The 25,142-nt window shown below is 70.5% G+C and carries 23 protein-coding genes; 9 read left to right on the forward strand and 14 right to left on the reverse strand.

Going from position 1 to position 25,142, the window contains the following annotated elements:
- Positions 1-55: 55 nt before the first annotated feature.
- Positions 56-637 (reverse strand): TetR/AcrR family transcriptional regulator, encoded by a 582-nt coding sequence (locus HUW46_RS10205; RefSeq protein WP_254126022.1) that lies wholly within the window; start codon positions 635-637, stop codon positions 56-58.
- 91 nt (positions 638-728) lie between these two features.
- Here HUW46_RS10205 and HUW46_RS10210 point away from each other — a divergent pair, with 91 nt between their 5' ends.
- Entirely contained in the window at positions 729-1,403 is a 675-nt protein-coding gene (locus tag HUW46_RS10210) for a nitroreductase (protein WP_254126024.1), read from the forward strand.
- A gap of 104 nt (positions 1,404-1,507) precedes the next feature.
- Positions 1,508-2,125: a TetR/AcrR family transcriptional regulator gene (locus tag HUW46_RS10215; RefSeq protein ID WP_215547029.1), complete on the forward strand. Its 618-nt coding sequence runs from the start codon at positions 1,508-1,510 to the stop codon at positions 2,123-2,125.
- Here the strand turns inward: HUW46_RS10215 and HUW46_RS10220 are convergent.
- Positions 2,105-2,977, reverse strand: coding sequence for an EamA family transporter (locus HUW46_RS10220; RefSeq protein WP_254126026.1), 873 nt, complete (start codon positions 2,975-2,977; stop codon positions 2,105-2,107). The genes HUW46_RS10215 and HUW46_RS10220 overlap by 21 nt on opposite strands.
- Before the next feature lie 78 nt (positions 2,978-3,055).
- Here HUW46_RS10220 and HUW46_RS10225 point away from each other — a divergent pair, with 78 nt between their 5' ends.
- Positions 3,056-3,895, forward strand: a complete 840-nt coding sequence (locus tag HUW46_RS10225; RefSeq protein ID WP_215547030.1) for a LysR family transcriptional regulator — start codon at positions 3,056-3,058, stop codon at positions 3,893-3,895.
- A gap of 53 nt (positions 3,896-3,948) precedes the next feature.
- Positions 3,949-6,723, forward strand: coding sequence for a helix-turn-helix transcriptional regulator (locus tag HUW46_RS10230; protein WP_215547031.1), 2,775 nt, complete (start codon positions 3,949-3,951; stop codon positions 6,721-6,723).
- Between the two features lie 4 nt (positions 6,724-6,727).
- Here the strand turns inward: HUW46_RS10230 and HUW46_RS10235 are convergent, their stop codons facing one another.
- A complete protein-coding gene (locus tag HUW46_RS10235) occupies positions 6,728-7,327 on the reverse strand; it encodes a hypothetical protein (RefSeq protein WP_215547032.1) in 600 nt (199 codons plus the stop codon).
- Positions 7,328-7,546: 219 nt separating this feature from the next.
- Between HUW46_RS10235 and HUW46_RS10240 the strand changes: the two genes are divergently transcribed.
- Both HUW46_RS10240 and HUW46_RS10245 read left to right on the forward strand, forming a co-directional pair.
- Entirely contained in the window at positions 7,547-8,995 is a 1,449-nt protein-coding gene (locus HUW46_RS10240) for a trypsin-like serine protease (protein ID WP_254126028.1), read from the forward strand.
- A 17-nt stretch (positions 8,996-9,012) separates the two neighbouring features.
- A complete protein-coding gene (locus tag HUW46_RS10245; protein WP_215547033.1) occupies positions 9,013-10,551 on the forward strand; it encodes a S8 family peptidase in 1,539 nt (512 codons plus the stop codon).
- Positions 10,552-10,649: 98 nt separating this feature from the next.
- Here the strand turns inward: HUW46_RS10245 and HUW46_RS10250 are convergent, their stop codons facing one another.
- The 3 genes from HUW46_RS10250 to HUW46_RS10260 all read right to left on the reverse strand — a co-directional run bounded on the left by HUW46_RS10250 (position 10,650) and on the right by HUW46_RS10260 (position 13,146).
- Entirely contained in the window at positions 10,650-11,081 is a 432-nt protein-coding gene (locus HUW46_RS10250) for a histone-like nucleoid-structuring protein Lsr2 (protein ID WP_215547034.1), read from the reverse strand.
- A 200-nt stretch (positions 11,082-11,281) separates the two neighbouring features.
- On the reverse strand, positions 11,282-12,154 hold the full coding sequence (locus HUW46_RS10255) for a dioxygenase family protein (RefSeq protein WP_215547035.1): 873 nt from the start codon (positions 12,152-12,154) through the stop codon (positions 11,282-11,284).
- A 38-nt stretch (positions 12,155-12,192) separates the two neighbouring features.
- A complete protein-coding gene (locus HUW46_RS10260) occupies positions 12,193-13,146 on the reverse strand; it encodes an AraC family transcriptional regulator (protein WP_254126030.1) in 954 nt (317 codons plus the stop codon).
- Positions 13,147-13,441: 295 nt separating this feature from the next.
- On the opposite strand from HUW46_RS10260, the gene HUW46_RS10265 reads away from it, so the two are divergent.
- Positions 13,442-14,017 (forward strand): DUF1707 SHOCT-like domain-containing protein, encoded by a 576-nt coding sequence (locus HUW46_RS10265; RefSeq protein WP_215547036.1) that lies wholly within the window; start codon positions 13,442-13,444, stop codon positions 14,015-14,017.
- 90 nt (positions 14,018-14,107) lie between these two features.
- Here HUW46_RS10265 and HUW46_RS10270 read toward each other — a convergent pair whose 3' ends face one another.
- Together HUW46_RS10270 and HUW46_RS10275 are read right to left on the reverse strand one after the other, a co-directional pair.
- Positions 14,108-15,136 (reverse strand): alpha/beta fold hydrolase, encoded by a 1,029-nt coding sequence (locus HUW46_RS10270; RefSeq protein ID WP_215547037.1) that lies wholly within the window; start codon positions 15,134-15,136, stop codon positions 14,108-14,110.
- Between the two features lie 200 nt (positions 15,137-15,336).
- Positions 15,337-16,869, reverse strand: a complete 1,533-nt coding sequence (locus tag HUW46_RS10275; RefSeq protein WP_215547038.1) for an adenylate/guanylate cyclase domain-containing protein — start codon at positions 16,867-16,869, stop codon at positions 15,337-15,339.
- Positions 16,870-17,195: 326 nt separating this feature from the next.
- On the opposite strand from HUW46_RS10275, the gene HUW46_RS10280 reads away from it, so the two are divergent.
- Positions 17,196-19,307 (forward strand): diguanylate cyclase, encoded by a 2,112-nt coding sequence (locus HUW46_RS10280; RefSeq protein WP_215547039.1) that lies wholly within the window; start codon positions 17,196-17,198, stop codon positions 19,305-19,307.
- A gap of 13 nt (positions 19,308-19,320) precedes the next feature.
- On the opposite strand, the gene HUW46_RS10285 is transcribed toward HUW46_RS10280, so the two are convergent.
- The 6 genes from HUW46_RS10285 to HUW46_RS10310 all read right to left on the reverse strand — a co-directional run bounded on the left by HUW46_RS10285 (position 19,321) and on the right by HUW46_RS10310 (position 24,643).
- Positions 19,321-19,971: a transcriptional regulator gene (locus tag HUW46_RS10285; RefSeq protein ID WP_215547040.1), complete on the reverse strand. Its 651-nt coding sequence runs from the start codon at positions 19,969-19,971 to the stop codon at positions 19,321-19,323.
- Positions 19,968-21,374 carry a hypothetical protein gene (locus tag HUW46_RS10290; RefSeq protein WP_215547041.1) on the reverse strand — a complete coding sequence of 469 codons (1,407 nt, stop codon included), beginning with the start codon at positions 21,372-21,374 and terminating at the stop codon, positions 19,968-19,970. The genes HUW46_RS10285 and HUW46_RS10290 overlap by 4 nt, the downstream gene beginning before the upstream one ends.
- Positions 21,375-21,457: 83 nt before the next feature.
- Positions 21,458-22,330, reverse strand: a complete 873-nt coding sequence (locus HUW46_RS10295) for a cytochrome c oxidase assembly protein (protein ID WP_254126032.1) — start codon at positions 22,328-22,330, stop codon at positions 21,458-21,460.
- 85 nt (positions 22,331-22,415) lie between these two features.
- Positions 22,416-23,357 carry an NAD-dependent epimerase/dehydratase family protein gene (locus HUW46_RS10300; protein WP_215547043.1) on the reverse strand — a complete coding sequence of 314 codons (942 nt, stop codon included), beginning with the start codon at positions 23,355-23,357 and terminating at the stop codon, positions 22,416-22,418.
- An 82-nt stretch (positions 23,358-23,439) separates the two neighbouring features.
- Complete coding sequence (locus HUW46_RS10305) at positions 23,440-24,003, reverse strand: TetR/AcrR family transcriptional regulator (RefSeq protein WP_215547044.1); 564 nt, start codon at positions 24,001-24,003, stop codon at positions 23,440-23,442.
- A gap of 16 nt (positions 24,004-24,019) precedes the next feature.
- Positions 24,020-24,643 carry a hypothetical protein gene (locus HUW46_RS10310; protein WP_215547045.1) on the reverse strand — a complete coding sequence of 208 codons (624 nt, stop codon included), beginning with the start codon at positions 24,641-24,643 and terminating at the stop codon, positions 24,020-24,022.
- A 75-nt stretch (positions 24,644-24,718) separates the two neighbouring features.
- Here HUW46_RS10310 and HUW46_RS10315 point away from each other — a divergent pair, with 75 nt between their 5' ends.
- Positions 24,719-25,081, forward strand: coding sequence for a DUF488 domain-containing protein (locus HUW46_RS10315; protein ID WP_331477228.1), 363 nt, complete (start codon positions 24,719-24,721; stop codon positions 25,079-25,081).
- The last annotated feature ends 61 nt before the right edge of the window (positions 25,082-25,142 follow it).

Consider the following 25,142-nt stretch of genomic DNA (forward strand, 5'->3'; position numbering starts at 1 on the left):
ACGGCTCCAGACCGGCCAGGGGGCGGTCTGGAGCAGTTCGACCGTCCACAATGGTCTATCCGGTAGCGGCGTCAAGCAGGGCTTCCGCGGCGGCCCTGGCGGAACGGCCGCACGCCGCGTCGTTGAGCACCATCGCGCGGGTCGCGGCCCCGTCGGCGAGCATCACGAGCTGTTCGGCGAGCACACCGGGACGCGGCGCGCCGAGCGTGCGCACCAATTCGGTGACGCGGCGCGCGAACCGCTGCTTCTGTTCGCGCGTGTACGCGTGCACGGGACTGTCCGGATCGGGGAATTCGGCCGCGGCGTCGACGAAGGGGCACCCCCGGATCGGCCCGGTTCCGTTGTCCGGCACCGTGAACAACGCGAGCAGCCGTTCCCGTACTGGAAGGTCCTCGCGGTCGAGCGCGCCTTCGATGGTGCGCCCCGTTTCCGAGAGATGGCTCAGGTACGCCACCACCAACTGGTCCTTGGTGGGGAAATGGGCGTAGAGGGTGCGCTTCGACACCGGCGCGCTCGCCGCCACCTGTTCCATGCCGGTGGCGGTGATCCCGCGCGCCTCGAACAGCGCGGTGGCCGCGGCGAGGATGCGCTCCCGTCCCCCGCGCCCTCGGCGGCGCACCACTTCCTGATCAGCCACCCCTTAAGTATACACCGCCGTTTACCTTGGCTCGGCCCTCCGCTACAGTCGGCCACTAGGTACACGAAACCGTTTACTTAAGGAGATTCCCGTGGAGCATCTGCCCGACTACGCCGAACACCTGATCAGGGCGCGGCGGGCCACGCGCGCGTTCCGGCCCGACGCCGTACCGGAGGAGACCTTGCGGGCGGTGTTTTCCCTGGCGGGCGCGGCACCGTCGAACTCCAACACGCAGCCGTGGCACATCGAGGTCGTCAGCGGTGCGGCGCGCGAACGCCTCGGCGACGCACTGGTCGAAGCACACGCCGAAAAGCGCCTTTCGATGGACTTCCCGTACCACGACGGCCTCTACCAAGGGACCTACCAGCGACGGCGCCAGCAGGCGGGCGAGCGGATGTACTCGGCCGTCGGGATCGGCCGCGAAGACCGCACCGCGCGCGAGGCGTACAACGCCGAAAGCCTGCGGTTCTACGGGGCGCCGCACGTCGCGTTGCTGTTCACCGCGCCCAACGCGGAAGCGCGCATGGCCGCCGACGTCGGCATCTACGCGCAGACCCTGATGCTGGCGATGACGGCGCACGGCATCGCGAGCTGCCCGCAGGGCCTGCTGGGCTTCTACGCGGACACCGTGCGCGCCGAACTGGGCGTCGAGAACCGGAAGCTCCTGCTCGGCATCTCGTTCGGGTACGCCGATGCCACCGCGCCCGCGAACCGCGTCCGCATCCCGCGCGCCGAACTGGACGAAACCACGCGCTTCCACGCGTGATCGCGGGGACCGTTTTTTCCGGGGCCATTTCCCGAATCTCGCCATGAATCGAGAAAAGAATGGCTATCTCGGCCGCCCGGAAATGCCGGAGTACGATCGGCCGTATGGACAGTGCGCCCGGCGAAGTCACCGACAAGCGCCTCCTGCGCGGCGCGCGGACGCGGCAGCTCGTGCTCGAACACGCCGTCGACGTCGCCTCACTCGAAGGGCTCGACGGGGTGAGCTTCGGGCGGCTGGCCACCGGCGCCGGGCTCAGCAAGGCCGGGGTGCAGACCTTGTTCAAGACCAAGGAAATCCTGCAGCTGGCCACCGTCGACCACGCGCGCGCGAGGTTCGTCGAAGCGGTCGTGCGGCCCGCGCTGTCCGCGCCGCGCGGCGCGGCCCGACTCCGCGCGCTGGTCGAAAACTGGATCGTCTACGCCGAAACCCCGTTGTTCGCCGGCGGGTGCTTCCGCGCCGCGAACCTGGCCGAGTACGACAGCCGCCCCGGTCCGATCCGCGACGCGCTGGTCCGCGACACCCACGACTGGACCGGCGTCCTCGCGGGGGAACTGCGGCACGCGGTGGCGGCGGGCGAGATCGCCGGGCTGGACGCCGATCTCGCCGCGTTCCAGCTCGACGCCGTGCTGTGCGCCACGAACACGGCACTGCGGCTCGGGGATTGCGACGCGGTGAGCAGGGTTCGCCGCATCGTCGACGGCCTACTCGCGCCCCTTCGCTGACGTCGCGCGCACTTCACCCGCGACGGCGGCCACGATGACGACGGCGCCGAGCAGCACAGCGGGCCGGAACGGCTCGCCCAGCACGACCACCCCCGCGAGCCAGGCAACCACGGGCACCGCGTAGGCGTAGGTGCTGACCAGCGAGACGGGAGCCGCGCGCAGCAACCGGTTGTACAGCACGAACCCGGCGAGCGAGTCGACGAGCACGAGATCCGCGAGCGCGAGCCAGGACTCGGTGCGCGCGGGCGTGAACTCCTCACCGGCGACGGCACCGAGCACCAGGAGCAACAAGCCACCCGCCACCAGTTGCACCGCGGCCGCGGGTATCGGCGGAGGCAGCGTCTCGGCGCGCGCCGCCCAGACCGTGCCCGCCGCCCAGGTGACCGCGGCGGCCAGCACCAGCAGCCCCCACGCCGACCACCGGCCGCCCGAGTCGGCGACCAGCACCACGGCCACCCCGGCGAACCCGGTGACCACCCGCGCCACCGCGCCCTTGCCGCAGCGCTCACCCAGCACCGCGCGCAGCAGCACCACCCACAGCGGGACGGCCGCGACGAGCAGCGCCGCGGTGCCCGCGAACAGGTGCCGCGAAGCGACCGCGACCATGCCCTGCGCGCCGAGCAAGCACGCCCCCACTCCCGCAGCGATGGCGACATGTCGACACCGGAGTTCCCGGAACGCGCGGGGTCGGAAGGCCACGAGCACGATTCCGGCGGTGAGGAAGACCGCGCCCGAAGCCGACAGCGGCGGCAACGTCGCCACCATCACCCGGATCGCCGGGAACGACGAACCCCAGCATAGCCACAACGACACCATCGCGACGAGCGTGCGGACCGGAACGGCGGACGACATGGCACCAGCACACCGTCGCCGGGCCCATGATTCCAACGACTACTGGTCATATCGGTCATGCACTGGGATCATGGCTCGGTGGATCTCACCATCGGACAGGTGCGGGCACTGCTGGCGATCGGCGAGCACGGCAGCTTCACCCGCGCCGCCGGGGAACTCGGCCTGACCCAGTCCGCGGTCAGCCGCACGATCGCCGCGCTGGAACGCCTGCTGGGCGGCCAGCTCGTCCACCGTGGACCCGAGGGCGCGGCGCTGACCGCGCTGGGCAGGGAGGTCGCCGGACACGGGCACGCCGCCGTCGGGCACCTGCGGGCGATCGAAGCGCTCGCCCACCGGCCGGAAGCACCGCGGCTGCGGATCGGCGCCGTCGCCAGCGCGCTGGTCCACCTCGTGCCCGCCGCGCTCGCCGAGTGGCCGGACCTGGACGCGCTCACGGTCGTCGGCGACGACGACGAACTCGCCGAGTGGTTCACCGACAGCACCGTCGATCTCGCGGTGAGCACCACCCGCATCCCCGGTTCGAAGCCGATCTCCACGCTCACCGACGAATTCCTCGCGGTGCTGCCGCGGCGCCACCGGCTCGGCCGCGCGAGCCGGATCGCGCTCGCCGATCTCGTGCGCGCCGGTGTCGCCGATCCCGGCGGGACCTGCGGACCGCTGCTCACCGCCGCGTTCGCCGAGGAGGGAGTCACCTGGGCGCCCGATCACACGGTCCGCGACGCCGCCACGGTGTTCGCGATGGTCGCGGCCGGGATCACCGCGGGCGTGGTCCCCGCGCTCGCCGTTCCGCGGCCCGCCCCGGACGGGGTGGTCGTGCGGGCGCTCGACCCGCCCGTGCACCGCACCCTCCACGTCCACGCCGACCGGCGGAGCCCCAGCGCCCGCAAGCTCGCGGCGCTGCTCGGCACCGCGCGGTGATCACGTTCCGTGTTCCCGCCTTTCGGCGGGTTCCGCGCCGGTAAGGTCGGCACATGTCGTCGACCGGTGCGGCACACGTCCACCTCGGCAGGGACGCCGAGCTGGCCGCGCTGGTCCGCGCCGTGACGACCCCGCCGGCGCACGTCGTGGTCACCGGTGAACCGGGGGTCGGGAAGACCAGGCTGCTCACCGAATTCCGGCGGCACCGGCTCCTCGCGGGCCGGACGGTGCTGCGGGCCCGCTGTGAACCGCTACGCAAACCGCTCCCCCTCGGCCCGGTGCTCGAGGCCGTCGCGAAAGCACGGCTCGCCCCGGTCGCGGACCGCCTGTCCCCCGTCGCGGGCGTGCTGCGCGCGGTCCTCCCGGAGCTGGCCCCCGTGCTGCCCGCGCCGCCGCACCCGCTCGGCGCCGAGCTGACCCGGCACCAGATCTTCCGTGCCCTGCGCGAAGTGCTCGTGGTGTGCGGCAACACCGTTCTCGTCCTCGACGACATCGGGCACGCGGACGAGGACACTGTGGACTTCCTGCGCTTCCTGACCGGTGCGCAGCCGGAAAACCTCGCCGTCGTCACCACCGCCGTCCAGGACGCGCCGTGCGGTTCCCCGATCCGGATCGCCCTGCGGCCCTGGGCCGGCGACGACGTCGACCGGTTCGCCCGTGCCGTCCTCGGGCAGGCGACGCTGCCGCCCGGGTTCGCCGAAGACCTGTGCCACCGCACCGGAGGCTTGCCGGGGGTGGTGCGCGAAGTGCTGCGCCGCGCGGACCCCGGCGTCGCGTTCGCACTGCCGCCGGGTGTCCGCGACTCCGTGCGGGACCGGGTGGCGCGGCTGGGCCCGGCGTGCGCAGAGGTGCTGGCCGCGGCGGCGGTACTGGCGGAACCGGTGCGGGAGCAGGCGCTCGCCGCGGTGTCGCGCCTGCCGGAGGACGCGGTGTCCGCCGCCGTCGAAACCGCGTTGCGGGCGGTGCTGCTCGTCGAGACCGCCGGGCGGTACCGGATCCGGTATCCCCTTGCCGCGCAAGCGATCCTGGCCCCGATCCCGGGCACCCGGCTGCGCGGGCTGCACGCGCGCGCCGCCGAATTCCTCGCGGCACAGGGACACGCGCCCGCCGACGTCGCGAAGCACTACCGCGGGGCGTTCGAACTCGGCCACTGGACACAGTGGACGGAGACCGCGGTGGACCGCGCCGCCGCGGAGGACGGCGTCGACGAGGTCGTCCGGCTGCTGGAGGAAGCACTCGACGATCCCGAACTGCCCGCCGCCGCGCGGGAGCGGTTCGCGGTGCGGTTGAGCCACGAAATGCACCAGGGCCTGGTCCGGGCCGCGACGCTGGCCCGCCTGCGGGCGATCGTGCGCGACCGCGCGCTGAGCAAGGCCGCGCGCGGCGAGATCCGGATGAACCTCGGCAGGGCGATGGTCACGCAGTCCGGGGAGATCGACGCGGGACGGCACGAGATCGAACTCGCCGCCGCGGAGCTGACCCAGCGCAGCCCGGTACTGGCGCGCGGCCTGATGACACTGGCGATGCCGCACGTCGGCGCGGTACCGGTGAAGGTCAACCTGCGCTGGCTGGAAAAGGCGGAACTGGCGAGCAAGGGCGTCGCCGACGTCGAACTGATGGCGGCCGCCATGGCGAACCGGGTGTCCACCCGCATGCAGGTCGCCGACCCCGGCGTGTGGTCGGTGATCGAAGCGCTGCCGCAGGCCCCGTCCTCGCCCGAGGTGCGGCGGCAGCTCGGGCGGACCTACATCAACCTCGCCGACGCGGCGGGGTGGAACGGCCACCACGCCGTCGCACGCTCCTATTTGGACACCGCGCGCCGGTTGATCAGCGGCGCGCGCCAGTCCTATCTCGACGCGCTCGCCGCGGGCACCGAGCTTCGTCTCAACGTGATGACCGGCCAGTGGTCGGCCGTCGCCGAGGACGCGCGCCTGCTGATCGAGCGCGTCGGCGAGACCAGTTCACTCGCGGCGGAGCCGCTGCTCGCGCTCGGCTGGCTCGACCTCGAACAGGCCAGGCCGACAGCGGCGCTGCGCAACTTCGAAAACGCGTTCGCGCTTTCGACCGGAACGGTGCCGCTGCAAGCTTCGGCGTTCGCCGGGCGTACCGCGGTTCACCTCGCGGCCCACGACACCGCGGCGGCGCGCACCGTCGCCGGATACGGCATCGATGCCTTGCGCGCCAAGGGAAACTGGGTGTGGGCCGCCGAACTGATGCCCTTCGCCATCCGCGCGCTGCTGGAAACCGACGACACCGAGGGCGCGCGATCGACCCTCGCCGAATACGAGCAAGGGGTGTCCGGTCGCGACGCCCCCTTCGCCAAAGCCGCCGCCCTGGTGTGCCGAGGGCTGATCGCGCGCGCGGACGGCGAACTCGCCACGGCCGCCGACCTGCTGCGCCGCGCGGGCGAGTCCTACCGCGCGCTGCCGCACCCCTACTCGGCGGCGTCCGCACACGAACGCGCCGCCGAATGCTTCGCCGACCTCGGCGACCACCAGAGCGCGATCGACCTGATGACCGCGGCGGAATCCGCGTTCAGCGACCTGTCCGCGCCGGCGGACGCGTTGCGGTGCCGCCGCGTGCTCCGGCGCTTCGACACCACACTGCCCCGCCGAGGCCGCAAAGGCTACGGCGAAGCGCTTTCCCCGCGCGAACTCGAAGTCGCCCGCCTCGCCGCGCGCAACCTCACGAACCGCGAAATCGCCGAACAGCTCTTCCTTTCCCCGCGCACGGTCGAAATCCACATCGGGAAAGCACTGCGAAAGCTCGGGCTGCCGTCGAGAAAAGTACTCAGCGAAGCGCTGGAACGCTCGTCGCTCACCGGGTGACGGTTCAGCCGAGCAAGCCCGAATACGCCTCGGCGGCCAGTTCACCGAGCCGGTCGGCGAGTTCGCACACCCGGTCGACCTCGACGAGCTGGTCGACCACCTGGCGGTGGGCCACGGCCGCGCCGGGGCTCAGCGGGATGTCGCCGAAGACGTCCACCAGGTCCGCGTAGTGCTCGCCGAGCAGGTCCTGGAGCCGTGCCGCGGTCGCGGTGCTCTCCCACACCGCGCATTGGTGCGCCCACGCCTTGAGCACCACCGAGGGCGGCAGCGCGGTTTCCGAAACCACCCGGCGGATCCTGCCCGCCGCCAGCTTCCTCGCCAGTGCGACCGGGTCGTCGCGGTCGGGACCGCGGGCCGCCACCTCGAACACGGGCCGTCCGCTCGCGGACACCAGCTGCCCGAGCGGGGACGGGCCGCGGCTCACCGCCACCGGTACCCGCAGCGCCTCGGTGTCGCCGACCTGCGCCAACAGGCCGGGCAGCTCCGCGAGACCGTGGTCCAGCGCGCCGTCCAGCACGACGACCCCCTCGACGTCGACGACGGTCATCCGCCGCGCGGGCACCCACGCCACGCCGCAGAACAGCGGCACCCCACTCCCACCCATTCCGACCATTGTGGTCGGCTCCTTTTCGTTCGCAATAGTGGTTCCATTCATTAGGGATGCCTAGTCATTTCCCCGGAACACCTCACCGTGGCAGCGTCGGCGGCATTAATTACGGGCCAGGTACGGGTTGTCGCCACGGTTGTGCCGGACTGAAGATGGAATGCGCGGTACCGCCTCCATCCCCCGCTCCTCCTCCGGTGATTCGGAAAGGACCAAACCGTGCAGAAGAAACTACGCAGACTCGGGTTGCTGGCATTGGCCGCGACCGCCTTTTCCGGGGTCGTGCCCACCGCGGGCGCGGCCACGACGGGCACCGGCATCGCGCCGACGGACGAAGCGCGCCTTCCCAGCGAAATGCACACCGCGGACATCGGCGGTGAACCGGCCTCGGTGAAGGACTACCCGTTCGTCATCGCCGCGCTGCGCGAAGGCGGGCCGCGGCCGAAGGGCCAGAGCTGCACCGGATCCGTGGTGGCACCGCGCAAGGTCGTGGTCGCCGCGCACTGCAAGGAACTCGAGGGCAAGAAGACCGTCCTCTACGGACTCGACGATCTCAAGGGCGCTGGCGGCACCCAGCTGAACGTCGTCGACTACCAGACCCACCCGAACTTCACGCAGCCGTGGAACGGCTACGACGTCGCGATCATCACCACTGACGCCGATATCCCGGTGCCCGCCGGCGGTTACGCCAAGATCGCCACCTCGGCGGACGCCGGGCTGGAGAAACCGGGCAGGGACGGGTTCAGCCTCGGCTACGGGAAGAAGGATTACAACGACACCCAGCAGGACGTCACGCTGCACAAGCTGACGCTGCCGATCGTCGACGCGAGCCGGTGCACCGGCGTGGAGAACGGCGTCGACCCGAAGACGATGATCTGCGCCGGATATCCCGACGGCCGCAAGACCGTGCTGCCGGGTGACAGCGGCGGCCCGTTCATCGTGGACGGAAAGGTGATCGGGCTGACCTCGTGGAGCCGCAGCGACTTCAGGTGGTACAGCGTCTACAGCAGACTGAACAACGACATGGGCGACTGGGTCGCCAAGCAGATCGGTGAATCGCCGTCGAGCGACAAGTTCACGCTCGGCGCCAGTCCCGGTTCGGTGAAGGTCGATCCCGGTAAGTACGTCTCGACGAGCGTCACCAGCAAGGCGGGCAAGAACGGCGCCGAAAAGGTCGAACTCACCGCCTCCGGCCTTCCCGACGGCGCCAAGGCCACCTTCCAGCCCGCCACCATCAACTCCGGCGACACCGCCAAACTCACCATCGAAACCGCCGCCAACACCCCCGAAAAGGACTACACCGTAACGATTTCCGGCAAGGGCATCACCGACACCGCCACCACCAAGCTCACCCTCACCGTCGGCAAGGGCACACCGCCCACCGGCGACGTCAAGGTCACCGTCACCCCCGGCAGCGGCTCAGGCAGGCCCGGCATGTTCACCAACGCCACCGTCTCCGCCACCGGAACCGGCTCGATCAAGCTGTCGGCCTCCGGCTCCGGCCTGCCCATCCCGCCGTTCTTCAACCCCCAGACCATTTCCTCCGGCGGTAGCTCCACCATGCAGATCATCGCCCCCTTCCAAACGGGCACCTACCCGATCACCATCACCGCCACCGACTCCACCGGCAAGACCGGCACCACCACCTACACCCTCACCATCGGCTGAGAAGAACGAGGATTCTGATGCACAGGACCGGAAAGACCCTGCTGGCACTCGGCGTGCTTGGCCCGCTGCTCGCGCTCGGCGCGGGGACGTCCGTGGCCGCCGAGCCCGAAGGTGTCGTGGTGCAGGCGAAGCAGCACTACGGCGACCAGTACATCGTGAAGCTCAAGGACGGCGTCGCGGGTGTCCAGGCCGCCTCGGCCTCGTTGACCCAGCGCTACGGCGGTGAGGTGCGCTCGACCTACACGGCCACGATCCACGGGTTCTCGGTGAAGAAGATGACCGAACGGCAGGCCCGCAGGCTCGCCGCCGATCCCGCGGTCGAAACCGTGTACCAGGACGGCACCGCTAGGGGCGCCGACACCCAGAGCAATCCCACCTGGGGGCTCGACCGGATCGACCAGAAGAACCTGCCGCTGGACAAGAAGTACACCTACGCCAACGGCGGCGAGGGTGTCACGGCCTACGACATCGACAGCGGGATCAACCCCGGCAACCCCGAATACGAAGGACGGGCGAGCCTCGGGAAGGACTTCTTCGGCGGGGACGGCAAGGACTGCCACGGCCACGGCAGCCACACCTCCGGCACGATCGGCAGCAAGACCTACGGCGTGGCGAAGAAGGTCAAGATCGTCGGTCTCAAGGTGCTCGGCTGCGACAACACCGGGCCCGATTCCGGGATCATCGACGCCGTCGACTGGGTGACCGCGAACGCGCACAAGCCCGCGGTGGCGAACATGAGCCTCACCATGGACTCGCCCGGTGTCGGCGACGACGCGCTCAAGAAGTCCATCGCCTCCGGTGTCGTCTACGGCGTCGCCGCGGGCAACGCGTCGAGCGACGCGTGCAACACGAGCCCCGCGCGGGTGCCCGAAGCGATCACCGTGAACGCGTCCGACCAGAGCGACAACCGGGCGTCGTTTTCGAACTACGGGTCCTGCACGGACATCTTCGGCCCCGGTGTCAACGTCACGTCGCTCAGCCCGAGCAGCGGCGGTACGGCGAACATGAGCGGGACCTCGATGGCGACCCCGCACGTCGTCGGCGCGGCGGCGCTCTACCTCGCGGCCAATCCGTCGGCGACACCGCAGCAGGTGCGGGACGCGCTCGTGCAGAACGCCACCGACGGCGTCGTGAAGAACCCGGGCAGCGGATCGCCGAACAAACTGCTGAACACCGCGTTCATCGGCAGCGGCGGACCGGGGCCGAAGTGCGGGACCAAGACCGGCACCGTTCCGGTCGCGATCCCGGACGCCGGTGACGAAGTGACCAGCTCGCTCACCCAGGACGGCTGCGACGGCAAGGCCTCGGCCGCGCTGCCGGTCAAGGTCGACATCGGACACAGCTACTCCGCCGATCTCGCGATCGATCTGATCGGCCCGAGCGGAAAGGCGTTCCGGCTCCAGGACGCGGGTGGCGTCGGTTCGGCCGACGGCGTGCACCGGACCTACCAGGTGAACGCGTCGGCGGAAAGCGCGAACGGCACCTGGAAACTGCGGGTGCGCGACGTCTACCGGTTCGACACCGGTTCGGTTGAAGGATTCAGCATCACCTTCTGACACGAACCGGGCACGGATTGCGTCCGTTTCCGGGAAATCAGTGCCGAAAACGCCAGGGGTGGGCGGCCGACCGGCCGCCCACCCCCTGGCAACGCCAATCAGGCGACGCTGGCCGCCTTCTTGCGCCTCGGGGCGCGCTTGCGGGCAGGCTTCTCGGCCGCCTTTTCCACCGGCGCCTGCTGAGCCGCCTCGTAGGCCGAGACGATTTCACCGGAGAGGCGGCCGCGCTCGGCGACCTCGTAGCCGTTCTCCTGAGCCCAGACCCGGATCTGACGGTTCCGCTCGCGGTCGGCCGTGGTCGTGGTGGAACTGCCCTCGGCAGCGCTCTGCCCGGTGGCGAGGCGGATCTTCCGCCCGCCGACGCGTTGACCCGCGCCGACGTAGACCGCCAGTTCGTCACGAAGCCTCGCCGCGTTGTCGTCGGACAGATCGATCTCGTAGGAAACGCCGTCGAGGGCGAAGGGAACCGTCTGGGTCGCTTCGGAGCCGTCGATGTCGTCGAGCATCTGGACGCTGATTTTTTGAGCCATGGGTAAAAGCCTTCTACTCTTTGGGGAGGAAGCTCTTACCCTATCGAACAACACGGCGAAGACCGGCCCCATACCGCGAATTGCGCCGGGCGAGTCGCGCCATTCCGCGGGGGCCGGTGGCGCCGCCACGAGGCTTCCGGCCGGTCTCGCACCGGAAAACGCCTCGTGGCGGCGGATGGATCACCGAGTGCGGCGTCCGTTCATTCGGCCCGCCACAGCGCGGGAACCGACGGCGGTTCCCAGCCCGCCTGGGCCAAATGGCCCTGCAGGCACACGAACGCGCGGCCGCCGTAGGTGACGCGCGCGCCCGCCGTGTACGAGGTGCCCGCGATCCAGCTGTCCCCGCCGGGCGGCGTGGTCGGCGTCGTCGGCGGTGTGGTGGGCGAGGTCGTCGGCGTGCCGGTCTGCGGCACGTTGAGGACGAAGTCGAACGCCGCCTCCCTGCCGCCCTGGCCGTCGCGGACGTTCATCAGCAGGCGCGGGTCGAACAACGAGTCGGTGTTGTTGCGCGGCTCGCCGGGGAAGTACAGCTGCGTGGTCAGGATCGACCGTCCCGGTGCCTGCACCTTCACGTGGATGTGCCGGGTCCGGCCGGGGTAGAGGCCGGGCACGATCGTGGACAGTGTGAAGGCGCCCTGCGCGTTGGTGTACTGGTGCCCGCGGAGGGTGTAGCCGGCCATGTCGTAGGCGCCGTTGTCGTCGGCCTGCCAGAAGTCCAGCAGCACCCGGCTCAGCGGGCGGCACGCCAGCCCGAACACGTACCCGGTCACGCTCAGCTTCGTCCCCGGCATGCCAGGGGTGACCAGGTTGGTCCGCTCGGGCGAACTCGGCTTGAAGTAGGGGCCCTCCATCTGGGGCGGGGTCGGCTCGTCGCCGTCGTCGCACGGCGGCGTCAACTCGGGTACCGCACCGGTGGTCACGTTCGTGCGGGCCAGCGCCGGTACGGCGATCATGGCCAGCGGCACCGTGACACCGGCGGCCAGCGCGGCCTTCAACGCGGTCTTGCGGCTGATCTCCCTGCCGCCGGGCCCTTCCGTGGTGGTTTCGTGGTCGCCATCCGGGAACTCATCCATGTCTGCTCCTTGTGGGGCGTCGGGGATTACCCGTGAAGCTACGGCCGCGGTGCGGCGCTGACGATGGACTCGATCCGCTGGTCGTGGTGTTTTTCACGGGGGTGGTGGAGCAGATCGCCGACACGTCTGAAGTCGCCGGGGCTCACCCCGGTTTCCCGCCGGAAGAACCGGCAGAAGTAGGCGGGATCGGCGAAGCCGACCCTTGCCGCGACCTGCCGCACGGTCAGCGCCGTCGTGGCCAGCAGCCGCTTCGCTTCGAGCATGCGCGCCGCGCGGGCCAGCTGCGACGGGGTGCGGCCGGTTTCCGCCTTGACGACCTTGGTGAGGTAGCCGGGGGTGACGCCGATGCGCGCCGCGTACTCGCCGACCGAGCACAGCGCGGGATCGGCGGTCAGCCGGGTGAACTCCTCGACCACCCCCGCCGACCGCACCGAGGACGTCTCCACCGCCAGCGCGGAAAGCCGGGCGATGCGGACCACGAGTATGTGCAGCAGTGCGCGCAGGACCGACTCGGCCCCTTCGTCCGCGCGCCGGTATTCGTCCTCCAGCTCGGTGACGAGGCGGAGCAGCACGGCGTCGTCGGCGGCGTCCGGGGTCAGCCACGGGCGCTCGCTCAGCCGCCGGAGGAGGTCGCGGTCCGCGGGATGGTCGAGGAGGAAGTCGTCGGTGAACAGGACGACGGTCCCGGTCAGCCCGCGCGCGTTCTCCCAGTGGTGCACTTGGCCGGGGGTGAGCACGTACAGGTGCGGCGGGCGCAGCTCCCAGCGCGCCAGATCGACGACGTGCGTGCCGGTCCCCGCGGTGACATGGGCGATCTCGTGGAAGGTGTGGCGGTGCGGGAAGGACGCCCTCGCCATCGGGCCGATGGTGTCGAACGTGCCCGCGGCGAACGGGAGTGCGTTCGGCAGCGGGACCTCCAGCCGGTGCATCGGCGGCTCGCCGGTGCGGTCGGCGTGGCAGGACGTTCCCGGTGACACGGTGGTATCGCGCATTCGTCCGATTGTTCTCGCCGGTCACGGAGAAGGTCCAGACCAATCACTCGCAGGGCCCCGTTCGAACGGCGGGCCGCGCGCACCCGGCCCGCCGTGCCGCGGAAACCGCCCGCGCCGGTTCGCCCGGTCGCCTTCCGGTCGCCGGGCCCTGACCGGCGCGTTTCGCCGCACGATGACAACTATCGCTGCCGAAAGGAGAAAGAACCGACAATTGTGGACGGTGCGCCGGGGCTGCTATGAATTGATCCGTTCCGGTTCCGCGCACCCGCCACGGGTGGCTTCCACGATGGGCGACATGACCGAAGACCCCCTGCGGCTCCGCGCCTCCGACGCCGACCGCGAACGCGTTGCCCAGGCGCTCTACCACGCCTCCGGCACCGGCCAGCTGACCCTGGACGAGCTCGAAGACCGGCTCGCCCACCTCTACGCGGCGAAAACACTCGTCGAAACCGAAGCCGTGGTGGCCGATCTCCAGACCAGGCCCGTCGCCGCCGCGGAACCCGCACAGGGACCGAAGCGGTCTTTCGCTGTGCTGTCCGGAGTGGACAGACGAGGCGAGTGGACGCTGCCGCCGCGGCACCGCGCGGTGGCGTTCTGGGGCGGGGCCACGATCGACCTGCGGTACGCCAGGCTCATCTCGGCTCGCACGCGGATCTCCGCGTTCGCGATCATGGGCGGGATCGAGATCATCGCGCCGGAGGACCTCACGGTCGAGGTCGGCGGCACCGGCCTGATGGGCGGTTTCCGCACCGCGAGGCGCTCCCGGCGCCAAGCGGCCCCGCCCGGCGCGCCGGTGGTCGTGGTCAGCGGGCTGGCGTTCTGGGGCTCGGTCAAGGTCGTCCGCAAGACGCGCAAGGAGCGTCGACGCTAGGGCACACATCGAACACGCTTCCGAGCAGTCTCCTGGATTCGTTCCGCGAGAAGCCGCTTCGGCAAGACGTCATGGCACGTCCCGGCGGGGTCACCGGCTCCGGTCGTCGATCGAGCGCACCAGCTCCACGAACCGATCGGGGTGTTCGCCGTGGACGTCGTGACCGCTGTCGACCTCGACCAGTTCGACGTCCTTGATCAGCGACGCGATCCGCGCGGCGTCATCGTCGTCGATGGCCCCCTGCAGGACCCCGCCGGTTCCGTACTTCCAGTTCGCGTGGACAAGGGTCGTGGGTGCTTCGATCCCGCGCAGCGTCCCCTCGTGATCGAACCCGTGATCCCAGCGCCCGGTGTAGAAGGCGTCGCCGAAGCGGGGATCGTAGTTCAGCATGGCGCGCTGCATGTCGTTCCAGCCCGGCGGCATGAAGAACAGCCTGATCGGTCGGCCCGGATGCTTGGCGTGCCGTTTCAGACCGGCCCGGACGATCCGATCCGCGCCGTCACCGAAAAAGTCCCAGAGCTTCTGCCGGACGAAACTGTGCGCGACCCAGTCCGTCTCGCCGGACTGCAAGAAGGTGTGGCAGGTGGTGGCTAGATCGACCCAGTTCCAGGTCTTCTCGGCGCGCGGCAACAGGGTGGTGAACAGCGGCGGGTCCTCCAGCACGGCCGCCCGGACCAGATCGGGCCGGTTGCCCGCGAGCCAGGCCGCCAGCTGGCCACCCGACGAGTGCCCGGACACCACGGCTGGTGTTCCGGCCACATCTTCGACGAAACGAGCGAGATCGGCTCCGATCGCCGTCGCGGAGTACTTCTCCGGCACTCGGTCCGAACCGCCGTGACCGTACACATCGACGGCGAAGACCGAGAAATGCTCGGCGAGTGCCGGCAGCACCGGCGCGTAGTTCTGCCAGTCGACACCCTGTCCGTGGATCAGCAACAGCGGCGGCGCGTTCCCGATCGGCCCGCGGGCGTAGTTGATCGTGGAGCCGTCGATCCTCACCTGCTCCTCGACGAAGCCCGCGGCTCTGGTTCGCGCCCTCGCCACGTCGTAGGCCTTCAGGTTCCGCGCGGCCCACCCACCGGCCGCGAGCACGGCCGCGCCGGTCACCGATGCGGCCACGGTCAACCTTGAACCGGTCTTGCCCATCGCCACGGTGTAAACCTCCTTCGCCGCTGGACCGTACCCGGCCAGTGCCAGTCTCCAGCATCGAACGGACAGGGCGTCGTGTGGCCGCGGAGCGGTGGCCAGGGTCCGCGTCAAAGCCGGTCAGAGCCGCTCGTTGGTCGCGGCGATGTGGACGGTGGAACGAATCCATCCGTCTAGCGCGGTACGGCGACCGTGGTTTCCTCGAGCCGCCCGCGCAGCGTGACCTGATCGGCAGACCGCCACCGCTCCCCTTCACCGTCCGATGTGGACTCGATGGCCCGCCAGGACGCGACGAGGCCACCCGGCACGCTCTTCGCCAGCTCGGTGAGCCGCGCCGCCTCGTTCACCGGGTCGCCGATCACGGTGTACTCGAAGCGGCGGCGGTCCCCGACGTACCCCGCGACCGCGGGCCCGGTGGCGACGCCGATCCCCGCCTCGCAGTCGGGCACCTCCGCGCGCAGCCGCTCGGCGATCGCCCGCGCGGCCGCGAGTGCCGCGTCGGCGTGCGACGGCAGTTCGACCGGGGCACCGAAGATCGCCAGCACCGCGTCGCCGACGAACTTGTTGACCAGCCCGTCGTACCGGTCGACCTCGTCGACGACCACCGCGAAGAACCGGTTGAGCAGCTCGACGACCTCGGTCGGCGGGCGGGTCGCGGCGATCGTGGTCGATCCGACGACGTCGACGAAGAGCACGGACACCTCGCGGACCTCGCCGCCGAGCTCGGTGACCGTGCCCAGCGCGGCCGCCGCGACGTCCTCGCCGACGTGCTTGCCGAACAGGTCCCTGATGTGCTCGCGCTCCCGCAGGCCCGCCGCCATCTGGTTGACCCCCGCCTGCAGCAGCCCCAGCTCCGTCCCGTCGTAGACCTGGATCTCCACGTCGAGATCGCCGTGGCGGATCTTGCTCAGCGCGATCCGGACCGACCGGATCGGCGCCACCACCGCGCGGGCGGTGAACACCGTGAGCAGCATGCCGAAGACGATCACCACGAAGCCGAGCACGACCACGGTGGTGGCCAGTTTGGCGGCGGAGACGTCCTCGCGGATGAGCGCGAACACCGCCACCATCACCAGGCCCGCCGCCGGGACGCCGGTGCCGAGGCACCAGAACAGCAGCATCCGCAGCTGGACCCCGTTCCCGCTCGCCTGCGGCGGGGCACCGGAGAGCGCCTGCGCGGCGATCGGGCGGAGGGCGAACTCGCTGAGCAGGTAGGCGTTCGCGCACACCACCACACCGGCGAAGCCGACCGTGAACCCCATCGCGTAGACGAGGGACGGCTGGAGCAGCCCCGCCAGCACGGTGAACAGCACGGTCGCCAGGCCCCACAGCGTCAGCTGGACCACGGTCAGCCGCAGCGGGACCCGCAGCGCGGCCCTGCGCTCGTCCGCGTCCGGGGTCCGTTCCTCGGTGACCCAGCGCAGCGCGCGAAAGGCGTCCCTGGTTCCCCAGAACGCACCGACCACGATTGCCAAAACGAGGTAGATCGGCGTCGCGATCGACAGCACGCCGAGGGTGTGGCCGTCCGGCCTGGCGCTCGGCACGACGAGCACGGACAGCGCGGCGACCACCCCGGCGCCGATCAGGTTCGCGATGATGAGCGCGCTGGTGAGGATCAGCTGGATCCGGATTCGCAGGGTGCGCCGGTCCTGCCCCGCGGGGCCGAGCAGCCGTGAACCGAACGGACCCGCCGAATATGCGGTCACCGCGGCACTTTAACACGCACCGCTTTCCGCCGCGGAGTCCTCTTTGGAATGACAAGAAAACGCCGTCGATCCGCACTCCGGTGACAACTCTCCCTGCGGCGCCGACCGGCCGCGAAGAACCGCAACACGGAAAAACAATTCCTCCGCACCGGCCGAACAATTCTTGCCGAGCATTTCGCGTACCATTCGAACGTGCTTTCCCAATGCCGCCCGCCCTGGCCGGAGAACCAGGTCAGCGCGCCGCTCCCCGGCGTCGGGGCTCGCCGCGCGCCAGACACCCGCCGATTCGCATGCGCGCCCCGTGTTCGAGTTGCTACCGTTGGCGGATGACCGTCACGGGGGGCAGGGCGCGGACGGCGGCTTGGTCCGCCTACCTGATCACCGGGGTGCTCGTCACCGCCCTGTACTACGTCGTCGTCTCGCTCGGGCTCAACTCGGCCATCTCGGTGACGCTGTACTGCCTGGTCAGCGCGTCCTCCGCGGTCGCGGTACTGGTGAGCACCGCGCGCGGGCGCACCGCACCCCGCGCGCCGTGGCTGTTCATCGGGGTGAGCCAGCTGGTCTACGCCGCCGCCGACACCGTCTTCTACGTCTCGCACTTCGTGCTGGGCGACACCACGTTCCCCGGTCTCGCCGACGTCCTGTACCTCTCGCACTATCCGTTCATCGTGGTCGGGCTGATCGTGCTGATCCGGCTGCGCAACCCCGGTGGCGACGTGCAGGGCGTGCTGGACGCCGCGATGCTCGTGGTCGTCGCGGGGACGCTTTCGTGGCTGTACCTGATCGGCCCGAACGCCCGCGCGGACACGCCGGGCGTCGCCAAGCTGGCGTCGATCGGGTATCCGATCCTCGATCTCGCGATGCTGTCGGTATCCCTGTTGCTGATCCTCGGCGGGGGACGCCGCCCGGTGTCGTTCTTCTTCCTCAGCGCCAACCTGGTCGCGTTCTTCGCCGCCGACAGCATCTACGTCTTCCAGCAGCTCGCCGGCACCTACCAGGTCGGCAACTTCCTCGACGCCATCTGGCTTTCCGGCAACCTCGCCCTCGGCGCCGCCGCGCTGCACCCGACCGCGAAGCAGGTCAGCGAACGGGCCCCGGCGAGCGATCACCGGCTCGGCGCGGGCCGGATCATCGCACTGCTCACCGCGGCACTGGTGGCGCCGCTGATCCTGCTGGTGCAGTACGGGCGCGGCGAACTGCGCGACGTCCCGGTCGTCGCGGTGGCGTGCGCGGTGCTGTTCGTGCTCATCATCACCAGGCTCGGCGGGCTGGTGATCCAGCACCGCCAGCTCGCCATCACCGACGGGCTGACCGGGCTGTACACCCGCCGGTTCTTCGAAACCCAGCTGCCGCTCGAACTGGCCCGCGCGCGCCGGAGCGGGAGCCGGCTGACCGTGCTGATCGTCGATGTCGACCGGTTCAAGGCGATCAACGACCGGTACGGCCACCCCGCGGGCGACCGCGTGCTGGTGGAGGTCGTCGCCAGGCTTCGCGAGGTGACCAGGAACGGCGACGTCCTCGCCCGCTACGGCGGCGAGGAATTCGCCCTGCTGGCACCGGGGATCGGGCCGGAGGAACTGCACACGGTCGCGGAACGGCTGCGGGAGACGACGCGCAGCGCGCCGGTCCGGATCAGCGACGAGGTGTCGGTGCCGGTCACGGTTTCGGTCGGTGCCGCGGTGTTCCCGCTGCACGGCGCGACCCCGCTGGAACTGGTCACCATCGCCGATCGCGCGCTCTACACCGCGAAGCAGACCGGCCGCGACCGCGTGGTCGCCGCCGCCGACGTGCTCGACGCGGCCTCACTGGTGGAGCACGGCGCCGCGGACGGCGCCTCCGATCGCGACGCATCGCTGGCGTATCTGCGCACCGTCGCCGACGACGTGGACGACTGGACCGCGGCGGCGGGCCACAGCGGCGCGGTGAGCAGGTGGGCCGGGCTCGTGTGCGCCGAACTCGGGCTCGACGAGGACACCGCGCGGCGCGCCCAGCTGGCCGGCAGGCTCCGCGACATCGGGAAACTGTTCGTGCCGCGGCGGATCTGGGTCAAACCGGGCCCGCTGGCCGACGACGAACTGCGGCTCGTGCGCACCCATCCCGAGCACGGGTTCCACCTGCTGCGCGTCATTCCCGGCATGCTCGAAGTCGCGAGCATCGTGCGCCAGCACCACGAGCGCTACGACGGTTCCGGCTACCCGGCGGGCCTGTCCGGCGACGGGATCCGGGTGGAGGCGCGGGTCGTCGCGGTGTGCGACGCGTGGGCGGCGCTGCTCGCGGGCAGGCCGCACCAGCCCGCGCGAGAACCCGGCCTCGCCCGCGCGGAGCTGGAGCGCTGCAGCGGAACGCAGTTCGACCCGGTGATCGTGACCGCGTTCCTCCGCCTGTGCGACGACGGGCTCATCGGCGAGCTGCGCCACCCGGCGATCACCGCGCCGTGACCGTGCTTTTCGGCTACGCCTCGTCGGCGATGGTGTTCCAGAACATCAATTCGTAGCTCTGGAAAAGCCTTCCGTACTCCGAAACGTCGTCGCTGAGCGCGCCGGAGTCGATTCCGGCCTGCACGGCGGCGACCGCCTGGTCGTCCGGCAGCGGCGTGCCGAACAGGTCGAAGAATCCGCACGCCTCGTCGTCGAAGTCGTAGCGGGTGCGCATCGCCTGCGCGATCGTCGCGCAATAGCTGCCCCACGCGGCGAAGTTCGACACCATCGCGACCACGGCGTCCGCCGGCGACACGTTGAGCGCGAGCCACGCCACGTACGCCGGGTACGCCTGGCAACCCGCCCGCGGCCGGTGCGCCCGCAACGCGGCGTCGTCCAGATCCATCGCGCCGGCCAGCGCGGTCAGCTTCCCGAGCGCGATCCCCTCGCCCTGCGCCAGCCCGGCGAAGAACTCCCGCGCGTTCCGCTCGTCCGCCCTGCTCGCCAGCGCGAGGAAGCTGCGCCAGTCGCTGGTGACGATCCGGTACTCCTCGGCGGCGAGCGCGGCGAACACCGACCGCGGCGCGCGGCCCTGCTCGATCAGGGGCACCAGCCGGTTGTCCCCTTCCGACGGCAGCAGTTCCTGCCGGACGGTGTCGAGTACCTCGCGTGCCGAACGGGTCATCGCGCGCTCTCCTCGTTTTCTGTCGATGCGGTGTCGTCATCTGTTGGTACCACGGCAAAACCCAGCACGCCGCCCGCGCGGGGGAATTTCGCCGCGACTCCGGCCAAGGCAGCGTAAAGCACTCCGGCGAGCAGCCACGCCTCCACCGACGGCAGCCCCGCCGACGGCGTCGATTCCTGGCCGGGGAACAGGCCGAGACCCCACGCGCCGAACCCGACCGCGGCGAGCACCGCCGCGATCCCCGGCCAGTTCGCGAACCCGGCGTCGCGCCAGCGCGGCACGCCGCCGGGACGGCGCACCCCGAAGCGCGGCACCAGGAAGCGGTCGACGCACATCACCACGGTCACCGACGGGAGCGCGAGCGACGACCAGTTCGTCACGGTGAAGAACCCGGTTTCGACCTGGGGGAACCGCCAGGCGAACACGGCCGCGACGGCCGCGGTCAGCAGGCATGTCCACCAGCGCCGCCAGCCGGGGAGCTGACCGAGCAGGTTCTGCCCCGCGTTGACCATCTCGTAGTAGTTGCCGTCGTTGATGGCGACCTGCACCACCGTCGCGACGAGTGCGCCGAGCCAGAGCAGCCCGAACATCGAATAGCCGACCGTGTACCGGAAAGCGGGCCCGAAATCGGAGGCGCCCGCGCCCGAGACGGCGGCCATCATCCAGCCGCCCGCGACGAACAGCACCAGCCCGATCGTCACCGCGGCCGCGAGCACCGGCAACGGCCACAGCACCTTCGGCTTCCCGTACCGCCAGGTGTCCGGCTCGTTGCCCCACATCACCGACCCGATCGCGACCCCGATCCCGGACAGCAGCGGCAGCTCGGAATTCACCGTTCCCGCGCCGAGCACGGCACCGGGGATTTCCACGAAACCCTTGACGACCAGGTACAGAATCCACACGACGAGCAACGGCGCGACGACGAACCTGGCGAAAGCCGCGATACCGGTGAAACCGAACAAATTGTTCACGATGCCGAGAATCGCCAGTACGACACTGACCGTGACGATTTCGCCCCAGCCGAACAACCCGTCGTACAACGTGGCGAGGAGATTGAACGCGAACGCGACCCAGCCCGCGGCGACCCCGATCAACAGCACCGAAACCAGCAGGGAACCGGCCTTGCCGAGAATGGACCGGGTGAGCAGCCCGTGCGTCAGCCCGGTGCTCGACCCCAGATAGGCCGCGGGCAGCGCATACGCGACATAAGCGACCCCGCCGAGCGCGCCGGTGCCGACGGCGCGCGCCAGCGAATAACCCGCGTCGTGGTACTGAAACCCGAGGAAGAGGTAGGTGAACCCGGCCGCGAAGGTGATCCACAGCGAGGCGAAGTGCGATCGCGGCCGCCGCTGCCCGAGCGGGACCGCGCCGGCGACGCTGGTCGAATAGTCGTGCCCGGCCACACTGACCCCCTTGCCCCGTACCACGCCCCCGCGCCGCTGGGAACAATAGACGACGCGGGCGCGGAAGGTCCGGTCCTCGCCGCTCAGCCGCGCCGGAACCGCTCGGCCAGCGCGGGATCGCTTTCCCACCACAGTCCCGAAGCCGCAGCGGGAGCGTCGTCGAGCTCCTCGTCGATCCGTTCCGCCTGGCGTTCGTCGTCGCGCATCCAGCGGGTGAACAGCGCGCCGACGAACGGGAGCCCGGCGAGATCACCGCCGATCCACAGCACCCCGGCGCCGATGATCTGGTCGGTGCGCAGGTCAGGACCCCACGCGCGGCCGAGCGCGTGGTAGTAGCCCGCGGCGCGCAGCGGGCCGAGCCACAGCACGAGCCCGAGCCCCGCGTCCAGCACGACCTCGGCGAAGCTGATGCCGAAGGAGACCAGGTGGTGGTCCTCGCGCGGGGTCGGGTCCAGCCGCAGGCGCGTCCAGAAATAGGCGAACCCGCACAGGACGAGCGCGAGCCGCACCAGTTCGTCGACGGCGCCGTTCCGCAACGACGCCTCGTACAGCGGGGTGAGGTAGAGCAGGAACGGCGGCGCGATGAGCAGCACCGTGATCACCAGCGGGAAGGTGGCCGCGCGGGCGAACCGGCCGCGCCCGGCCCGCCGCAGCGCCGCCGCGACCGGTCCGGGCGCGGCGGCGAGCACGAGCGTGAGCGGCGCGCCGAGCGCGAGCAGCAGCGGCGTCAGCATCAGCAGCACCACGGTCTGCGTCGCGCGCGCCCAGAACAGGACGTCGTCGTAGGCGCCGAGGAAGGAACAGGTGACCAGCACGGCCGAAGCGAGCCCCGCGCAGAACAGCACGGTCCGCCGGACCGGCCATTCCCCAACCCGGCGAACCGCCCGAAGATATCCGAACGCGCTGAATGCGGCGAATACGAGAACCGGCCAGTCGGGCACCCAGGTGGTGACCATCCTCGCCAAGGTCAGCGGAACGGAATTCATCTCAGAAACAGGCCAAACTTCCGGTTTTCGGCGCGCTGGACGGCCGCGATCGGCGTCAGCCTACGCTTTCTCGGTACCATTCGACAGTGGCGTGCACCGCACTGGCGATCGGCGTGGGGCGCAACCCGAAGGCATTTCCGATCGCGGCGCAGTCGACGATCTGCGGTTCGCGGTACTGGTAGAACAATTCCGCGTATTCGCGCAGGAATTCGGCGTCGAACGGGCCCCACGCCTCCCCGGTGGCGGTGGGCAGGATCTCGGCGGTCACCGGCTCGCCGATCTCGGCCTCGATGAGCCGGTGGATGTCGCGGGTGCTGTGGTCCGAGGTGGTGGGCACGTGCCACGCCCGGCCGAGCGCTTCGTCGCGGGCGCCGAGCACGGCCAGCGTTTCGGCGACGTCACCGATGTAGCTGTACGCGTGCGGCAGGTCGATGTCCCCGAACGCGATCACCGGCTTTCCCCGCAACGCGGCGAAGAAAACGGGAGCACCCAATGCGGACACCAAAACGCGCGGGCCGTAGAAGTCGGCCGCGCGGGCGATCGCGACCCGCGCCTCGCCCGAGGCGTGCGCGCGCAGGTACTCGTCGGCGATCCGCGCGCGCAACCGCCCTTTGCGGGAGGTGGCGTTGTGCGGTGTCCGCTCGGTCATCGGCGTGCCACCGGTTTCCCCGTACATGTAGAGCGTGTCGGTGACGACGAGCTTGGCGCCGCTGTGCGCCGCGCCCGCGAGGAATCCGGCCTGCATCTTGGGCAGCAGTTCGTCCCACTGCGGATAGGGCGCGTGCGCGCAGTTGTACAGGACCGATGCGCCCTCGCTGACCTTCCGCATCGCGTCGTGGTCGGTGACGTCGGCGGCGACGACCTCGACCCCGCCGGGCACCGGCGCGGCACCGGACCGGTTCACCGCGCGAACCCGGTGCCCGCGCGCGAGAAGACTGTCGACGAGTGTGAGCCCCGCGGGCCCGGTACCGAACACGACGTGCAGTTCCTGGTTCATCACAACTCTCCTTTTAGTATGAGTGATCAACCACTCACTTCTTTGGGCAAAAGAAAAGCCCGCCGGGCGCGGGCAGGGCGGATCAGTAGTGGCGGATGCCGACGCCGAGGGTCCGCGCCCACGGCGCGTCGACCGCATCGGCGTCCATCGCGATCAGCAGGTTGCACAGCTGCCCGGTCGCGAAGAACCGCTGAATCTCTTCGTCGGCCGCCCCGGAGACCGCGCGCACGTACTCGACCTGCTTGGCGTGATAGGCGCGCACCGCGTCCCCGATCGCGGGCTCGCTGGCCGCACAGTTCGCCTGCATCAGCATCATCAGCAGGTCACGGTCGACGATGAGGCGCGCGTACTCCTCCCCCATCGCGTCCAGGATGTCTTCCGGCGCGCTCCCCTTCGCCTTGGCGGCGCCGTCGGCGAGGCAGTCGGACATCAGCCGCGAGCAGTGCTCGATCACCGCGACGAACAGCGCCTCCTTGTCCGGGAACAGGCGGTAGAGGTAGGCCTGCGAGATCCCGGCCAGCTTGGCGACCTCCGTCGTGGTCGTCCCGTAGAACCCGCGCGCGGCGAACGCGTGGATGGCGGTCCACAGGACGGTCTTCCGCCGCTCGTCCGCGGTGGACAGCTGGCGCGTGCTCGGCGAAGTCATATGAGTAATAAACCACTCACACTTTGCGGATGTCAAGCTCGCCGTCGAGCTGCACCGGATAGCCCGCGCGCAGGACGGCCACGGTCGAAGGCGGCGTGACGACCTCGGCGGCCCCGCGCGCCGGTCGCGGGCGCGCCCGCCCGTACCCCGTGCGCGTCCACTCGACGACACAGGAGCCGAGCACGACCGAGGGCACGCCGTCGACCAGGACGAAGGTTCCGTCGGGAAGGCCTGGCCACGGCAACTCGTGGAAACGCCTCCGGTGGGTGCCCCGCACGATCCGTTCGGCGTGCAGCCGCCGGTTCATCTCCTTCGCCGAAGGCTCGTCGCCGCCGAACTCCGCCGCCCAGGCGGCGCGGTAAGCGCGGTAGGCGCCCCAGCGGCACTCCCCGCACGGACGGTGCCCCGCCGCGAACGACACGGCTTCGTCGTGGAAGTACAGGAAGGTGAAGCGGTGCGGTCGCCACTGCTCGTTCCACCGGCCGCGGAACTCGAGCGCGCAGGTGATCCACAGATCGCTCGCGTGGTACCGGACGATCTCCCGGCCGGCGTGCAGGATGCCGCGGTTGCCCGTCCACGCGCCGCGCAACGGGATCGCCTCGATGTCTCCAAGCGGGGTGACGCGGTTGCGTTCGGCCATCGCCATCCGCCCTTCGCCGAAAACGCCCCATTCGCCAGAGTAGCGGCCAGGCTGGCTCCGCCGGAGAATGTGCACGTGACCGCCTCGACCGACATCCGGGTAGCGCGTGTCTACGACCCGCCCCGCCCCGAAGACGGCACGCGCGTGCTGGTGGACCGGCTCTGGCCGCGCGGTGTCAAAAAAGCCGACGCCGCGCTGGACGACTGGTGCCGCGACGTGGCTCCGTCGAACGAGCTGCGCACCTGGTACGGGCACGTCCCCGAGCGCTTCGCCGAGTTCGCCGACCGGTACCGCGCCGAACTGGCCGACCCGCCCCGCGCCGACGCGCTCGCGTCGCTCCGGGACACCTGCCGCACCGGCACCGTCACCCTGCTGACCGCGACCAAGGTACTGGAGACGAGCCACGCGACCGTGCTCGCCGAGGTGCTGTCCACTTAGGTCACCCCTTACCCCGTTTCCCGGCGGGGTAAGGGGTGTGGCGCGGGTCGATGCTGGGTGA

It is taken from the genome of Amycolatopsis sp. CA-230715, assembly GCF_018736145.1.
Taxonomy (GTDB): Bacteria; Actinomycetota; Actinomycetes; order Mycobacteriales; family Pseudonocardiaceae; genus Amycolatopsis.

What these genes read in the sequence shown, in the direction of transcription:
- HUW46_RS10215 (WP_215547029.1), top strand. Translation starts at nt 1,508, where the DNA reads ATGGACAGTGCGCCCGGCGAAGTCACCGACAAGCGCCTCCTGCGCGGC.
- HUW46_RS10220 (WP_254126026.1), bottom strand. Translation starts at nt 2,977, where the DNA reads ATGTCGTCCGCCGTTCCGGTCCGCACGCTCGTCGCGATGGTGTCGTTG.
- HUW46_RS10230 (WP_215547031.1), top strand. Translation starts at nt 3,949, where the DNA reads ATGTCGTCGACCGGTGCGGCACACGTCCACCTCGGCAGGGACGCCGAG.
- HUW46_RS10235 (WP_215547032.1), bottom strand. Translation starts at nt 7,327, where the DNA reads ATGGGTGGGAGTGGGGTGCCGCTGTTCTGCGGCGTGGCGTGGGTGCCC.
- HUW46_RS10245 (WP_215547033.1), top strand. Translation starts at nt 9,013, where the DNA reads ATGCACAGGACCGGAAAGACCCTGCTGGCACTCGGCGTGCTTGGCCCG.
- HUW46_RS10250 (WP_215547034.1), bottom strand. Translation starts at nt 11,081, where the DNA reads ATGGCTCAAAAAATCAGCGTCCAGATGCTCGACGACATCGACGGCTCC.
- HUW46_RS10255 (WP_215547035.1), bottom strand. Translation starts at nt 12,154, where the DNA reads ATGGATGAGTTCCCGGATGGCGACCACGAAACCACCACGGAAGGGCCC.
- HUW46_RS10260 (WP_254126030.1), bottom strand. Translation starts at nt 13,146, where the DNA reads ATGCGCGATACCACCGTGTCACCGGGAACGTCCTGCCACGCCGACCGC.
- HUW46_RS10265 (WP_215547036.1), top strand. Translation starts at nt 13,442, where the DNA reads ATGACCGAAGACCCCCTGCGGCTCCGCGCCTCCGACGCCGACCGCGAA.
- HUW46_RS10280 (WP_215547039.1), top strand. Translation starts at nt 17,196, where the DNA reads ATGACCGTCACGGGGGGCAGGGCGCGGACGGCGGCTTGGTCCGCCTAC.
- HUW46_RS10285 (WP_215547040.1), bottom strand. Translation starts at nt 19,971, where the DNA reads ATGACCCGTTCGGCACGCGAGGTACTCGACACCGTCCGGCAGGAACTG.
- HUW46_RS10295 (WP_254126032.1), bottom strand. Translation starts at nt 22,330, where the DNA reads ATGGTCACCACCTGGGTGCCCGACTGGCCGGTTCTCGTATTCGCCGCA.
- HUW46_RS10300 (WP_215547043.1), bottom strand. Translation starts at nt 23,357, where the DNA reads ATGAACCAGGAACTGCACGTCGTGTTCGGTACCGGGCCCGCGGGGCTC.
- HUW46_RS10305 (WP_215547044.1), bottom strand. Translation starts at nt 24,003, where the DNA reads ATGACTTCGCCGAGCACGCGCCAGCTGTCCACCGCGGACGAGCGGCGG.
- HUW46_RS10310 (WP_215547045.1), bottom strand. Translation starts at nt 24,643, where the DNA reads ATGGCCGAACGCAACCGCGTCACCCCGCTTGGAGACATCGAGGCGATC.